Genomic DNA, 15,089 nt, shown 5'->3' with positions numbered 1-15,089 from the left:
TTGCGGCGGTTTGTTAGAATAAGACCATGAGGCAGTAGAGAATGTTATAATTCATTTAAAACGGAGCGATCACCATGCAACTACCCCCCGATCAGACCGAACGCTTTTACCATATCTGGTTTCTGCTGCTCTACTACATCAATGAGCAGAGGCACATCATTGCGCCCTTTCCGAATGATCCAAAGATTACCAGGCTGGACCCACAGGACGTGATGAAAATTCGAGATGTGTTGTGGAAAGATGATACACTACGCAAAGATTTTATTGCTGAGAATCCTGCTCGTTTGCCTAATGAAGACCTGGCAATCGTCGAAAGCTGGCAGCATCGCGTTTCTGGTAAATTCTTTGTGGTGCGCTATCTCAAGAAATATACCGTCTTTCTCTCCGAAACTCCTGCTCGTGCCTATGGCGTGTTGGGCCTGTATAGTCCGATTGAAGAGATTCTTGGACCGTACCTCCCTATATACATTGAGGCCGTATTACTGCCGCTTGAAGATCACATCATTTATGATAGTCTCCTGGCACCTTTCAGCATCTACTTTGGTCCAGGTATTCGCAGCACCCTGAATGATAGCTACCGGGATGCGCAGGAACGCGAAGGAATCATCACAAATCTTTTAGCAGCCACTTCCCCCGAGAATGTTCAGGAGATACAAAAGGGGATTATGGCACGTAACAAACGCATTGTAAGCGTCTTCCGCAAGGACCTGGCAAGTAGGGGGCTCAGCAATGCAATGGTGGAAAAGCATGTTGGGAATATCGATGCTTTTGCACGCGACTATCTTCTATCACAGGACCCACCACGCGGGCTGCTTACCATGACAATGGAAGACCTGGAAACCTATATGCAAACAGTAAGAGATAAAACAACATTGACCAGCTTTAAGCGTTTTCTCCGTTTTCTCGATGATACGGGACGCATGGACTATGAGCAAATAACAGCTTTGCGTGATTTATTGAAGCACGTAAACGAATAGGTGATGACTGAATCCGATGAACATGCCATCCGTTCCCGAACTGAATAACGTACTATCCTGGCGTACCGAGCCTGAAATCCCCCTTGCCCGCCAGCAAGAGCTTGCCCAATATCTGGCAATCTCGCCGGACTTCAGACAAAATATTTATCCGTTCAGGGGGGTCAGGCTCACGCGGGCAGATATTGAATGGCTGCTGGTACAGCATGATGATGGACGAGGGCCGGTGGATTGGAACGATGAGCAGGATCGGAAACGCCTGGGACTGGATTTGCGCGGGGCCGATGTACATGGGATCGACCTGCGGGACCTGCCGCTGGCCTGCACGCGTGGAGGATTGACGCGCGATGAGTGGCAGCTGGCGACGCTTGAGCAACGCGATATTGCCGGCGTTCACCTGGAGGGAGCCGATCTCAGCGAAGCCCACCTGGAAGGTGCGGTACTGGAAGGGGCGCATATGGCAAGGATAACCGCGCGGCGCGCGCATATGCGAGAAACGAGTCTCTTCAGGGCTGATCTGAGAAATGCTTACCTGCGTGGCGCGCACATGGAGCAGACTAACCTGCGCGGTGCCGTATTGGAGGGCGCTTATCTGTTTGATGCCCACCTGGAGGGCGCGGACCTCCGTAACGCTTTCTTCGATAGCGCTACCAATCTTGAGAGTATTATGCTCGGCTCGCGGAAGTTTGGTTTTGCGACACTTGCCGATGTTCATTGGAGAGATGTGAATCTTTCGGTCGTCGATTGGACAGGGATGAGAAGATTGGGCGATGAGTATAGGGCACGCCAACGTGAGCTAGAGAGAGGGGCGAAAACGGCGGGAGAGAAGCGCAAGCGGTTGGAGGACTATGCGGCGGCAGTACGAGCCAATCGCCAGCTCGCCAATACTATGCGCGCGCAGGGGATGAACGAGGTGGCAGTGCGTTACGCCTATCGCGCGCAGGTGATCGAACGCAAAGTGCTCTGGCGACAAATTAAGTGGGGATGGTTAGAGTCGTTTCCGCAGGATGCGCCGGGCAGGCTGCGTCTCGCGCTACAGCGATCCTGGCTGCGGGTACGTAAGTTCGCGGCTTATATCTTTTCGTGGTTTTTGGATATACTGGCCGGCTTTGGCTATAAGCCTGGCCGCAGCGTGCTGATCTACCTGCTGATGATCCTGTCCTTCGCGACATGCTACTACCTGCTAGGACATCTTTCACCGTCGGAGTCATTAATTTTCAGCGTTACCTCGTTCCATGGTCGTGGCTTCCTGCCGGGTCCTTTTGGCCTGGGTAGTCCGGTAACAGCGTTGGCAGCGACAGAGGCGGTTGTGGGCCTGTTCATCGAAATCAGTTTCATCGCGACGTTTACGCAGCGCTATTTTGGACGATGAAGTATTGACAAACAGCAAAACTACTGCTATGCTACCGCCAGTACAATTGAAATTACAGGCAGTGAACGGGACAAGTACCCTTAATAGGGCAACAGAGAGCTGCGGGATGGTGCAACGCAGTGGCCAGTGAGGGGAAATCCACCCGCGAGCCAGCGCGAGAAGCGCCAACGGTAGCCCCCGTTACCGGGCAACAGAGAGTTTCAATCCTGGTGCAGGATTGAAAGAATTAAGGTGGTACCACGGCTTATGCGCATTTCGCGTCGTCGTCCTTTGTGGACGAGGGCGCTTTTTTTATTGGTCATGTATTGTGGATGCTTTGAAGTGAAAATATAGCGGCACCCCGCGCGGGCGCCGGGTAAAGGAGTTGCTATTATTATGTTGGACATGGCTTTTATTCGCAACCATCCAGATGTTGTAAAAGAGGCCGCGCGTGTGAAAAACAATACGCTCGATATCGATTACCTCTTAGAGGTTGACCGGAAGGTGCTGGAGTTGCAGCACCAGGTGGAGGAGACGCGCGCCGAACAGAACCGCGTCTCGAAAGAAATTCCTCGCGTGGGCAAGGACAAGGAGAAGCGCGATGCGCTGATCGCAGAGGGCAAGCGACTCGGCGACCAGATCAAAGCAATGGAGCCAGGGCTGAACGAGCTGGTTGAAGAACGCTACCAGTTGCTGCTGCTGGTGCCGAATATCCCTGATCCCAGCACGCCTATCGGCAAGGACGAGAACGATAATGTGCCGATTAAGTACTGGGGCGAGAAGCCGCGTTTCAATTTTGAGCCGCTCGATCACTACACATTGATGCAAAATCTCGACCTGGTGGATATCGAGCGAGCGGTCAAGATCGCGGGGGCGCGCAGCTATGCGCTCAAGGGAGACGCGGCACGCATGGAACTGGCGCTGATGAATTTTGCCCTTGATCGCATTGCGCGCAAAGGCTTCACGCCGCTGATTGTACCCGCGATGGCACGTGACTTCTGCTTCATCGGCAATGGACAGTTCCCCAAGGGGCGCGACCAGGTCTATGCCATTGAGGATGAGGATACCTTCCTGGTTGGGACCGCTGAAGTCTCGATTACGGGCATGTACAAGGACGAGATTCTGCGCGCCGAAGACCTGCCCATGACCCTCGTTGGCTATTGCCCGTGCTTCCGCAAGGAGGCCGGAACATATGGCAAGGATACACGCGGCGTGTTTCGCATCCACCAGTTCAGCAAGGTGGAGCAGTATGTCATTTGCAAGGCCGATCACGAAGAGTCGGTGCGCTGGCATGAGCAGTTGCTGCAAAATTCGGAAGAACTGGTGCAGGCGCTCGAGTTGCCCTATCGTGTGGTGAACGTCTGCACGGGTGATATGGGCGACGGCAAGGTCGGCATGTATGACCTTGAATGCTGGATACCGAGCGAGGGCAGGTATCGGGAGACGCATTCATGTTCGTACTTCCACGACTGGCAGGCGCGGCGCGTGAATATTCGTTACCGCGATGAGGATGGCAAGGTGAAGTTTGTCCATACGCTCAACAACACAGCCATCGCGTCACCGCGCATCCTGATTCCGATCTTCGAGACGCACCAGCAAGCCGATGGAAGCATCCGTATTCCGGAGGCGCTGCAACCTTTTATGGGCGGGCAGAAGTATATTCGGCCCCATAAAGTATAGCTCATCCAGGGCGACCGCAAGGGTGCGGTCGCCCTCTGGTTCCTGACCTATAGCCTGATGATCTCCCCACGCACATCATTGGTTTCGTCATTCACATACAACATGCCGATGCTGCATGTGGGTTGCCTGCGCCGGTCGGTCGCGCTTCCTGGATTGAAGAGTAATTGCCCATTCACATCCTCGTTCCAGGGAATATGGCTGTGGCCGAAGACGACGACGCGGGCGCTGGGGAATTCCCGGCGAGCTACCCGGGCGCGAGTGCGTGAGTCGCCGAGGATATGCACGATACCGATACGGCAGTTCCCCACCAGCATTTCGCGTTTGATCGGCAGTGCCCTGACGACCTCTTCCTCTTCGATATTGCCCTGGACGGCTACGACGGGCGCTATCGTTTCCAACTCATCGATGACGCGCAGAATGGAGAGGTCACCGGCGTGAATGATGCGTTCGACGCCGTCAAAATACTGCCAGATGGCCGGGGGCAACTGCTTAAATTCGGGGATATGGGTATCCGAGATGACGCCAATTTTTCTGATCATCGCCTATTCATCCGTTCGGGCATTTCCATTGAATCTCTATCTTTTTCGCCAGCTATCACTTATTATGATGATAGTATCGCACATACGCTACCTCTTTAACGTTTCTAATAACGATGTAACAAATGCCGGGACTGTTCGACTTCTCTAGTGAAGGTACAAAAAGAGCGCAGACCGGCCGGGATACCGGTGAAATCGAGAAAGGCATCATGGCGCGTCAGCAGCAGGCACGTTCCAGGCTCGACGACTCACCTATGGCAGCGCTTTATGAAAGGGAGGCGCTGGCGATATTTACCTATGTGCTGCGCCGGGTGCCATCGCGGGAGGATGCGGAGGATATTCTTTTAGAAATCTTCCTGGCCGCGCTTGAGAACGAGGCTATTGGCAGTCTTGATGCTGAGAAGCAACGGGCATGGCTGCTGCGCGTGGCACACAATAAGGTCGTCGATTTTCACCGCTATGCCGCTCGCCGTAACAATGTGCCACTTGAGGATGTAGCCGAAACGCTGTATGGCGCAGAGGATATGGAGCCTGACCAGGTCATGCTGCGACAGGAGGAATATGCCCTGTTACAGGCAAATCTGGGACGGCTTCCCACGCTTCAACAGGAGATTGTGCGCCTGCGCTACAACGATGAGTTACCCTATCAGGAGATAGCTGCACGGGTACAGAAACGCGAGGGAGCAATTCGTGTGCTTCTCTCACGCTCTTTCCACTTCTTGCGCAATATCTATAAGCAGCAGGAAGGAGGGCATGATAATCCATGAACAGGCACGACGAAGAGTTTTTTTCAGAAACTGTAGATGAGCAAGAAGATGCTGTTTCCTGGACACAGCCATTCACATGGAGGCGTTCACCCGGCCACAACTTCGTGTATAGTTCGGAAAAGGTTGCGAAACCAGATATTCAATCGTTAGATCGGGTCTGGGATCGCATGCGAGAACATGTTGCCAGTAATAGCAGCGCATATCAGACAAACAGCAATCTGGCCAATCTGAAGACAGGCAATCTCTTGCCTGCTGCCCACGAAAAACAGCGCGAGTTCGAGATTCAGAAGCGCGGCACATTTCAACGCCGACTCGGTATAGCCTCGGCAGTATGTTTTATCGCGCTGCTGGTAGGAAGCCTGGTGGTAGTGCTGAATACATTTCATCATGAAAGCAGTAATGTAGGAGCATCCAATCAGACTCAGCACATATCATCTCATCCGACGGCGACACCCTCATTTATCGCGGGAAAGATCAGTATTATTCAGATGAAAGGTACAATTGAGTTCCAGCCAGCTTCACTCAACGTTCCACAAGGGGCCGGTGTACTCTGGGACAACCAGTCCAGCATTTCCCAGTTGATTGTTAGAGACGATAAGCCGGTTCAGTATCTTATGCTGAAGGCAGGGGAGCAGCTTGCGAGACCTTTCCCTACAGTTGGCAACTTCTCGTATCACCTGAAGGCTAATCCCATGACACATGTAACGATCAATGTGTTCAATGCGATCAAGATTGTTTCGACCGGGACTGGCAACGCCGCTTCCCTCTCTCTCCATGGTCTTAAACTGAAAGTCGGAACGAGCATATTGTGGACGAATACGACGAATCAGGCTCAGATTCTGATCAATGACAGTACTGGAGGAAGCGTCAAAATATTACCTAAGTATTCTTACACGATGCTGCTAGATAAAACAGGGGTCTTCACCTGGCACCTGGCATCTAATCCAGCTTCCCGCATTACTATCGTCGTATTCACGTGATGCTCTTATATCGCTGTATATGCTGTTAGCATAACCTGCCAGAATACGTAACTCGTTCTCACTTCATTTGTATTCATAATCATTAAAAGTATCCCTGTGATCTTTATGCGGTCATAGGGTCAGGATTCGTATGCTCTCAGAAATGAACCCATCTGTACCCTTACCGCGCAAATCTGGTCTTAAACGGTTCTGGTTGGCAACTCAATTTGAGGGGACAGGCAGAAGAGCAGCATTGCCGAGCTTGATGGAGTTCGCGCCATCGCCTGTTTGATTGTCATGTCATACCATATTTGTTTGATAGGATTCAGCACGCATCTCTGGAATCCCTTCAGTGTATCGCATCCTCTTTTTGGGGCGATTGTACGAGCCGGGATGTCGGGCGTGACGCTATTCTTCGTACTTTCGGGCTTCCTGCTCTTCATGCCATATGCTAAAGCTCTGCTCCATCCACAGGCGCCCTGGCCTCTGGCACGCCATTTCTACCTGCGGCGTGTATTTCGTATCATTCCCGCGTATTATGTCTGCCTGTTCCTGCTGATTCTGATTTCCCAGAGGCAGTACCTGCAACCGGCGCACTGGCCCGAACTCGGGCTGTTTCTCAGTTTTTTTCACGAGTCCAGCAGCATCACGTATCAAAAGATCAACGGCCCATTCTGGACGTTAGGGGTTGAATGGCAATTTTATATGCTCCTGCCTCTTCTCGTATTGGGGATGCGCTTCATCGTGCGGCATGTTTGCAAGGAACGCTCAACACTGCATCGTGTATGGACGGTGGCAGGCTGTCTTGGATGCCTGGTCGCCTGGGGACTCTTTGCGCGCTACTGGGGCTACTATTTTACGGTTCATCCATCGGCTACATTGCTTGTGCCGCGTTCAGTGTTGAACGTTGTATTGTTCTTTACTTATGGCAGCTATGGGAAATTCCTGGAAGATTTTGCCGTTGGTATGCTGCTCAGCCTGCTGTTCGTCTACGCAAAACAGGTCAATAGCCAGGGGAGACTCGATCAATCGATACGTCGTCTGAGTCACTGGTTGTGGGGAACAGGTATTCTGTCGCTGGTGTTCGTCGCGATGTGGCATTATAACCTGCTCTACTGGCCGGTCTGGAGCTTCTCGTCGTTGTTTGACCAGGCGTTTAACTGGTTGGGCGAGTTGGGCTTCTCGCTTGGCTTCGGCCTGTGCATTCTCGCCATCCTGTTTGGGCCAGTTGCGCTCAAACGGCCATTTGGATGGAAACCACTGCGCTGGATTGGGCTGATCTCCTTCAGTCTCTACATGTGGCACCTGCCGCTGCTGATCTTTTTCATGACGCAGGTGGCGAATCAGGTGCAAGGATGGAACAGGTACGCCGTATTCGGCCTCTACTGGCTGTGGGCGCTACTGGTCATCATTCCTTTTTCAGCGCTTTCTTTCCTGTTGATTGAGAAGCCGGGCATGCGCCTGGGCAGCCAGATATGGAAACGAAATCCTGTCATCTGGTTTCTATCATCCCTTTGCGGTATATTACTGCTATAGGCTATGGATTTTCGTCGTTGCTAATCCGTACAGGGTGGTAAATAGCTTCTCAAAATGTTAGCATTTGGGAGCGTTTATGCTATTCTATCAACATGAGATAAGGAAGAAGACGCATGAAGGTTGTACGTGGCTACAAAACAGAGCTAGACCTCAATAATAAGCAAAGAACAGCTTGCCTACAACATGCCGGAGCCGCACGCTTTGCCTACAATTGGGCCTTAGCTCGTTCACAAGAGGTCTACCGTACAACCGGCAAACGTCCCAACGCGATTGCACTGCACAAGGAACTGAACGCCTTAAAGAAGACTGATTTTCCTTGGATGTATGGTGTTTCTAAATGTGCCCCGCAAGAGGCATTGAGAGACTTAGACAACGCTTACAAGCACTTCTTTCGACGGGTGGAACTCAAGAAGCAAGGGAAGTACAAAGGCAAATTAGGCTTTCCCACCTTCAAGAAGAAAAGCAAAGGCATCGGCTCATTTCGTCTCACTGGCAGCATTCATGTCTTTGCTCATGCTGTCCAGTTACCGCGTTTAGGCCGTTTGCGCTTTCACGAACACAACTACATTCCTACCGATGCCAAGATATTGAGTGCGACCGTCAGTGAGCAGGCTGGACGCTGGTTTGTCAGTATCCAGGTAGAAGAGGAACACGACACGCCTGTCATGACAGCTACATCAACTATTGGAGTGGACTTAGGCATTAAGACGCTTGCGACCTGTTCAGATGGGATGATCTTTGCTAATCCTCGCGCCTTAAAGCATGCACAAAAGAGCCTGAAGCGTTTAGAGCGGCAAAAATCACGGCGCAAAAAAGGCAGTAAGAACCGCGCCAAGACCTGCAAACGCATTGCAAAACAGCATGCTCGTATCGCCAATATAAGAAAAGATGCTAGCCACAAACTCACCAGCTATCTGAGCAAAAACCACGCATTGATAGCGATTGAAGATGTACACGTGGCTGGCATGCTCAAAAATCACTCGTTAGCGCAAGCCGTGAGTGATAGCAACTTCGGTGAAATACGACGGCAATTGACCTATAAAGCGGAATGGCACGGCTCACACCTCGTCACAGTAGATCGGTTCTATCCATCTTCTAAAACCTGCTCAGGATGTGGCTACGTCAAGGCTGAATTGTCCTTGCAAGAGCGTACCTTCATCTGTGAGCAATGCGGATTGGTCATCGACCGTGATATGAATGCAGCAATCAATTTAAGAGACGCGGCGGTAAGTTCTATCGACACGCAAAACGCCTATGGAGAGAGAAGCGCTGGCCTGCTCAATGGAGTAGGTGAAACTACTCTTGTGGAACTAGGAACTAAAGGCGATGTTTGGGCCCTGCCCCACATATCCATGTTTTAGAGAACGGATGTTAGATGCGTATTGCAATTATTTCAGATATTCATGGCAATCAACTGGCATTGGAGGCCGTGCTGCGAGACCTGGCGAACCAGCCACCGGTGGATCAGACGGTGATCGCAGGCGATCTGTGTTTGAATGGACCGTGCCCCCGAGAAGTGCTGGCAACAGTGCAAGGTCTGCATTGTCCCGTTCTGCGAGGCAATGTGGATGAGGAAGTGGTTACTGCCGCGCCGAACAAGGGCGAAAAGAAACGCAGTACGGCGGCATGGACGCGCGAACAGATCGGGCCGGACGGTATTCATTACCTCGCTTCGCTGCCGCTATCCTATCGCGTTCGCAATCCTCGCGGTAGTGATCTGCTGGTTGTGCATGCCAATCCGCTTAATCTGGAAGATGCGATTTTCCCGAATGCAGAGGACAGCACGCTGGAACACCTGCTAGGGGGTCTGGACGAGGGCATAGGAGCGCTGGCTTTCGGGCATTTGCATATTGCTTATACACGGCAATGGCGGCGTTTTCTGCTGGTCGATGTCGGCAGTTGTGGTATCCCGCGCGACGAGGACCTGCGCGCCGCCTATGGCATTCTCTCCTGGCAAAAGAAGAGTTGGGAGGCCGAGATCAGGCGCGTCGAATACGATGTGCGAGCGGTTGTGAAACAGATCAAGGCATCAGGTATGCCTAACGCGGAGAAACGTATCAAGACGCTTTTAGAGGCCAAGTACTGACCTGTGGCAATAAAAAACCTGGTACTCATGTGAGTACCAGGTTGAAATCATGCGGATATTATAAGACTGCACATCTACAATGGAGATTCGCCCATCCAGGCAAGTCGTCTGCCTCGTTGGGGATTGATAAGGCTACCGATTGATCAGAAACACATGATTCCTCTACCGCCACGGATTCTTCCCCTAAGTAGCTTGCGGCATCGCCAATATCAATGAACTGCAGTTCCTCAATGATTGCCCGCAATTCTCCAGTGGTTGTCATTTAACATACTCCTATTTGATCGTTAGATGAAACACACGATTGATCCTATCCTTCCCACTGCCATCTATACACCGGGCACCCCCAAACACCGTGCCGGATGTTCAACAGGTATAGACATAGATAGTTTTAGATACTATTACAAGATTGTTGCCCCTGCTACGCCTGCAAGTTCTGGAATAGCCGGTTGCGCTAACCTCTACACTTATAGATACGGATAGAGTTACGTTTTCCTCACTTTTTTTTGGAAAATTAGTCCGAAAGGGTTATCGTACTGCACTACTCTCTCTGGGCGCGATCAATCTAGCCTCTACATTCCCCTACAGAATGCAGGCCCTTCTACTCAAAGCGTGGCAGCCGCGCCCAGAAACGTGCTATACTGACTGCAATCATGATAACAGGTGAAAGTCTAGAGTACATCTCGTGAGAGCAGTCATTTACCACGCTTATGACGATATTCGCGTAGAAAACAGGCCGGTTCCAACGATAGCGGATACAGAATTGCTTGTGCGGGTACATGGCTGCGGCCTGTGCGGGTCCGACATTCTGAAGATCGTGAAACAGGCAGCGCCGCCGGTTATACTCGGCCACGAGCTGACGGGTACAATTGTCGAATGCGGCAAGGCGGTTTCCAATTTTTCGGTTGGGCAGCGTGTGATCGTTGCGCATCATGTTCCTTGCGGCGAATGCCATTATTGCCGGCATGGCAACTACTCAATGTGCGCGGCATTTAAAGCATCGAATATCGATCCGTGTGGGTTTGCTGAGTATATCCGAGTCCCGGCCCGGCATGTGCGGCATACAACCTTGCTACTGCCGGATTCGCTCAGTGCGGAAGAAGGCTCGTTTGTCGAACCGCTGGCATGCTGCGTGCGAGCAGTGAGGCGCACACCGCTGGTGGAGGGTGATAGTGTGGTTGTGATGGGACTTGGCTCCGTTGGACTGCTGATGCTGCAAGCCGTGAAAGCCATCAGCGCAGCGAACGACCGGCCGGTGCGAGTCTATGGCGTCGATCTTTTGCCTGAACGCTTGCGATTGGCCCGTGATCTTGGCGCAGATGATGCTTTCCTGGCGTCACCTGAAGAGCAAGGCTTACGGTCAGCAATAGATGCATATACGGATGGGCGCGGCGCGGATGCGATCATCCTCGCGGCGCCAGGCCAGCGTCCATTCATGCAGGCACTGGCGGCAGCGCGCAGGGGCGGCACTCTCAACATTTTTGCCGCGCATGCAGGAGCGGTTCCGGTTGACCTGGAACACCTGTATTTGCAGGAAGTCACTATCACGAGTACCTATTCTTCATCACCGGAAGAACTGCGCATCGCACTCGACCTGCTGGCGAGCCGGAAAGTACGGGTAGACAGTCTTATCAGCCACCGGTTGCCATTGGAGCAGTTCGCCGAAGGTGTCAGGTTGATGCGCGAGCGGGAAGCTCTGAAGGTATATTTTGAAATTGGTGGTATTAATCCATCCTGCCAACGCTGTTAGATCGCGGCTACGGCTTCGCCGTCAGGCAGGATGAAAGGAGAGGGTAATTTTCATATGGCCAGTACACATTATGATATCGCGATAATTGGCGCGGGTCCGGGCGGCTATGTGGCGGCGATCCGGGCGGCGCAACTTGGCGCAAAAACAGCTATCGTCGAGAAGCAATACCTGGGGGGAACCTGCCTTAATGTTGGTTGTATTCCCTCTAAGGCCATGCTGCACATTGCCGAAGTGCTGCATTCGATGGAATCGTTGGGCGAGCTGGGCATCAATCTGCCACAGCCACCTACCTATGATATGCGCCAGGGAGTCGCTTTCAAAGACAAGGTGGTCAAACGCATGACCAACGGCGTCGGCGTGCTGATGAAAGGCAATAATGTTGATGTTTTCGAGGGATTGGGAACGGTTGATGCCTCGCGCACGGTGACGGTGGCGATGAACGATGGCTCGCAGCAGCAATTCAGCGCCGACAAAATCATCCTGGCGAACGGTTCGGTGCCGCTGATGCCGCCATTTCCTGGTATCGATGGACGCAATGTGATCAATAGCGATACTTGCTGGAATCTGCCCAAGACGCCTGAGAGTGTTATCTGTGTTGGCGGCGGCGTGATCGGCGTCGAGTTGGCCTGTATGTTCAACGCGTTGGGGTCGAAGGTGACGATTGTAGAGATGCTGCCCAACATCCTTGCGCCCGTTGATGAGGAGATACGCAAGCTACTTGTGCGCATCTTTAACCGTCGTGGTATCACTATCGCTACGAATGCGCGGGTCGAATCCGTCGAGGATGACGGCGAGATGAAAAAAGTGAATGCCGCCACTGAGAAGGGACAGCAGAACTTTAGCGGCGAATACGTGCTGATGGCCGTGAGCCGGCGGGCAAATACCTGGGGCCTGGATCGCCTGATGGAACAAGGGCTTGATAACGACCGCGGACGGGTGCGCGTGAATGAAAAGATGGAAACCAACCTTCCTGGCATCTACGCCATTGGCGACCTGGTGCATGGGGCAGGGCTGGCGCACGTGGCCTCGATGGAGGGCGAGGTCGCAGCGGATAATGCGATGGGACACGCGGCCAAAATGAATTACGACGTGGTTCCCAATCCCATCTACACCTTCCCTGAAATCGCCTTCGTTGGACTGACGGAGGCGCAGGCGCGCGAGAAAAACTCCGAGGTGCGCGTTGAACGCTTCCCGTGGAGCGCAAACGGCAAGGCGGTTTCGATGAATGAAACAGATGGATTTACCAAGGTTATCCTGGGGAAATATGATGAAATTCTGGGCGCGCACATCATCGGCCCTGACGCCACCAATTTGATCAGCGAGTATTCGGTGGCGATGCGCGGGGAGCTGACTGCCGATGAAATCATCGAGACCATTCATCCGCATCCGACGCTGTCCGAGGGCCTGCGTGAAGCGGTACTGGCGGCAGAGGGTCGCCCGATTCACATTCCGCCGAAGCAGGCGCTGGCACGAACGAGGTAGCGGCGCGATCATGGTTTCCTATTGACACGGTTTGCTACGACCGCACGTATACTGACTGTGCATGCGCGGGAAAGACGATCACATAGTATACCCATTCTATGCTACGCGAACGTCTTTCTAACGTATATGCACAAAACAAAGCCGGCGCTTCGTGTGTTCAGATAAGCAATAGAAAGGAAACCATTTTTATGGCTACCAAAATCGGCTCGACCATCAGCAGCCCGCAAGACGTGCAAGATCAATACTTCCGTATTACAGACCAGGTTCCCGTAGCATTCTGGTATTGGGCGGCAGTAGGATCTATCATTGCCTCAGCGGCGCTTTTCCTGGCACGCCAGCGAGACTGGAGCATTTTCGTGGGACAATGGCCTCCAACTTTCCTTCTCTTTGGCCTGTTCCACAAACTGCTCGGTTCTCGGAGGCAATAGGCTTGTGATTGCCGTGGAGACCCATTCACCAGGTATTGTATACTGATGAATGGGTCTTTCCTTCTATTTATTTTTACTGACAAGGAGTACGTGAGCTTATGAATGGCAGGAACTCTTTTCGCAAATGGACGGATTTACGCGGTATAGCGGTCACCATTCCGAGCGAGGGAAAAAGAGCCGGAACGGTGGAAGATTTCTATTTTGATCCAGAGTCTAACGAGGTGTATGCGCTTTACGTCAATGTGGGTGTCTATGGATACCGCGCGCTGACCACAAATGTGATCAGTACGATAGAGCACGACGCGATTACCATTGCTAATGACCAGATGCTAATCAATCCGGCCCATGATGGGCGGTTGCCGGTGCTACATAAGGGACATGAGCTGCTCGCTTTCAAGGTGAAGGATGAGAAAGGCAAGATAGTGAGTACGGTCAGCAATATAGTGCTGGCAACCTACCCACCTGTGGCCTTGCGTGTGACTATGTTCGAGTTGGCCAACGGGCGTACAATTGATGCGAATGGCATAGCAATCTATGAGCGAGATAGCATTGTCTTGATGCCGCAGGTTGCCAGAAGACTGTAAGGGAGGCTTCAACCGATGCGATTGCCGGTACACTGAACAACATGTTCGATTTCTTCCACCCCAACTTCCGCACACTTTTCCTTGATCCCTATACCGGTGAGCCCATGAAGAGTTAGAGGGATATCATTTCCCGATTTGTAGAAGAGGAAGCCAGCGTTTGATGAACGCCGGTTTCCTTTTTTCTTGCAGAAAAATATATCACCCTGTTAGTAGCAGGTAGATGGCCAGTAGCACGCCTATGAGGCTGGCGATGATGGTCAGCAAAACCGCAAAACCCACGTGGGGATGGAAATCCTCTTTATCGATGGAGCGGCGATTATGTAGAAAATTCAATAGCGCTACAACCATCATGATGACGCCAAGAAAGGTAAGCGTCACGCCGAATATCGAGGAGTAATGGGCAGGGATAACCGAGGCAGTGTTGCCTTTTAAACCGAGTTCTCGCAGCAGCAGACCAAAGCGCTCCACTACAAAGCCAAAGGCTATCGTCGCCAGGCCGGTACGCAGCCAGGCCAGAAATGTGCGCTCGTTGGCAAGATGATCGCTGACCCGCTTGCTCGGGGCGTTATGCTTTACGAGCGTATCCTGCTTTTCAGTTGTATTGACGATTTCCTGTTTTTGCGTCATATCGCGATACTTCTCGCCTGGCTGTTGCGGACTACCAGGACAGGCACCAGGCGCTGCCCATACGGATTATCTGCATGTATTATAGTCTACGCACAGGCAAGTAACAATCGTTTCGCTGCTCTCTACATGAAAAGTGAAATGAAAGTGGGCGATCATAAGGGTTCGCTCTTATATATGTGAAACGGCTTTTCAAATTTTCCAGTAATATCTTTGCAAGTACTGGTGATGTTACCAGAACATACACTTCGCGTTTGATCTTTCGGGGGATCAAAGCAGCGGGCGACGTTATGAGTGCAATGAATCGACTCTCTACCAATCCGCACTCTACGCCT

Annotated in this window: 15 protein-coding genes and 1 other annotated feature; of the genes, 12 read left to right on the top strand and 3 right to left on the bottom strand. The window is 52.1% G+C overall.

What is annotated here, in order from left to right:
- Window positions 1-74 precede the first annotated feature (74 nt).
- The 3 genes from VFA09_18540 (at window position 75) to serS (ending at window position 4,005) form a co-directional block, all read left to right on the top strand.
- Window positions 75-977, top strand: coding sequence for a hypothetical protein (locus tag VFA09_18540; GenBank protein ID HZU69282.1), 903 nt, complete (start codon window positions 75-77; stop codon window positions 975-977).
- 16 nt (window positions 978-993) lie between these two features.
- Window positions 994-2,346 carry a pentapeptide repeat-containing protein gene (locus VFA09_18535; protein HZU69281.1) on the top strand — a complete coding sequence of 451 codons (1,353 nt, stop codon included), beginning with the start codon at window positions 994-996 and terminating at the stop codon, window positions 2,344-2,346.
- A 52-nt stretch (window positions 2,347-2,398) separates the two neighbouring features.
- Window positions 2,399-2,620, top strand: a binding site (T-box leader).
- A gap of 101 nt (window positions 2,621-2,721) precedes the next feature.
- Window positions 2,722-4,005 carry a serine--tRNA ligase gene (serS, locus tag VFA09_18530; protein ID HZU69280.1) on the top strand — a complete coding sequence of 428 codons (1,284 nt, stop codon included), beginning with the start codon at window positions 2,722-2,724 and terminating at the stop codon, window positions 4,003-4,005.
- Window positions 4,006-4,052: 47 nt separating this feature from the next.
- Here the strand turns inward: serS and VFA09_18525 are convergent, their stop codons facing one another.
- A complete protein-coding gene (locus VFA09_18525; protein HZU69279.1) occupies window positions 4,053-4,544 on the bottom strand; it encodes a metallophosphoesterase family protein in 492 nt (163 codons plus the stop codon).
- 206 nt (window positions 4,545-4,750) lie between these two features.
- Between VFA09_18525 and VFA09_18520 the strand changes: the two genes are divergently transcribed.
- The 5 genes from VFA09_18520 (at window position 4,751) to VFA09_18500 (ending at window position 9,889) form a co-directional block, all read left to right on the top strand.
- Window positions 4,751-5,308, top strand: coding sequence for an RNA polymerase sigma factor (locus VFA09_18520; protein HZU69278.1), 558 nt, complete (start codon window positions 4,751-4,753; stop codon window positions 5,306-5,308).
- Window positions 5,305-6,288, top strand: coding sequence for a hypothetical protein (locus VFA09_18515; GenBank protein HZU69277.1), 984 nt, complete (start codon window positions 5,305-5,307; stop codon window positions 6,286-6,288). Before VFA09_18520 ends, VFA09_18515 begins: the two co-directional genes overlap by 4 nt.
- Before the next feature lie 231 nt (window positions 6,289-6,519).
- The gene (locus VFA09_18510; protein HZU69276.1) at window positions 6,520-7,803 is read left to right on the top strand and encodes an acyltransferase; all 1,284 of its coding nucleotides are present in this window, start codon (window positions 6,520-6,522) and stop codon (window positions 7,801-7,803) included.
- Window positions 7,804-7,916: 113 nt separating this feature from the next.
- The gene (locus tag VFA09_18505; GenBank protein ID HZU69275.1) at window positions 7,917-9,164 is read left to right on the top strand and encodes an RNA-guided endonuclease TnpB family protein; all 1,248 of its coding nucleotides are present in this window, start codon (window positions 7,917-7,919) and stop codon (window positions 9,162-9,164) included.
- 14 nt (window positions 9,165-9,178) lie between these two features.
- A complete protein-coding gene (locus VFA09_18500) occupies window positions 9,179-9,889 on the top strand; it encodes a metallophosphoesterase family protein (GenBank protein HZU69274.1) in 711 nt (236 codons plus the stop codon).
- A gap of 58 nt (window positions 9,890-9,947) precedes the next feature.
- On the opposite strand, the gene VFA09_18495 is transcribed toward VFA09_18500, so the two are convergent.
- Window positions 9,948-10,151, bottom strand: a complete 204-nt coding sequence (locus VFA09_18495; protein ID HZU69273.1) for a hypothetical protein — start codon at window positions 10,149-10,151, stop codon at window positions 9,948-9,950.
- Window positions 10,152-10,571: 420 nt separating this feature from the next.
- Here VFA09_18495 and VFA09_18490 point away from each other — a divergent pair, with 420 nt between their 5' ends.
- From VFA09_18490 to VFA09_18475, 4 genes are all read left to right on the top strand, one after another.
- A complete protein-coding gene (locus VFA09_18490; GenBank protein HZU69272.1) occupies window positions 10,572-11,636 on the top strand; it encodes an alcohol dehydrogenase catalytic domain-containing protein in 1,065 nt (354 codons plus the stop codon).
- 54 nt (window positions 11,637-11,690) lie between these two features.
- Window positions 11,691-13,118 carry a dihydrolipoyl dehydrogenase gene (gene lpdA / locus VFA09_18485; GenBank protein ID HZU69271.1) on the top strand — a complete coding sequence of 476 codons (1,428 nt, stop codon included), beginning with the start codon at window positions 11,691-11,693 and terminating at the stop codon, window positions 13,116-13,118.
- A gap of 188 nt (window positions 13,119-13,306) precedes the next feature.
- A complete protein-coding gene (locus VFA09_18480; GenBank protein HZU69270.1) occupies window positions 13,307-13,546 on the top strand; it encodes a hypothetical protein in 240 nt (79 codons plus the stop codon).
- A gap of 98 nt (window positions 13,547-13,644) precedes the next feature.
- Window positions 13,645-14,130: a PRC-barrel domain-containing protein gene (locus tag VFA09_18475; GenBank protein HZU69269.1), complete on the top strand. Its 486-nt coding sequence runs from the start codon at window positions 13,645-13,647 to the stop codon at window positions 14,128-14,130.
- A 198-nt stretch (window positions 14,131-14,328) separates the two neighbouring features.
- On the opposite strand, the gene VFA09_18470 is transcribed toward VFA09_18475, so the two are convergent.
- A complete protein-coding gene (locus tag VFA09_18470; protein ID HZU69268.1) occupies window positions 14,329-14,757 on the bottom strand; it encodes a DUF202 domain-containing protein in 429 nt (142 codons plus the stop codon).
- Window positions 14,758-15,089 lie beyond the last annotated feature (332 nt).

This window comes from Ktedonobacteraceae bacterium, from assembly GCA_035653615.1.
Classification (GTDB): Bacteria; Chloroflexota; Ktedonobacteria; order Ktedonobacterales; family Ktedonobacteraceae; genus DASRBN01.
This window is presented reverse-complemented; position numbering and strand designations above follow the sequence as displayed.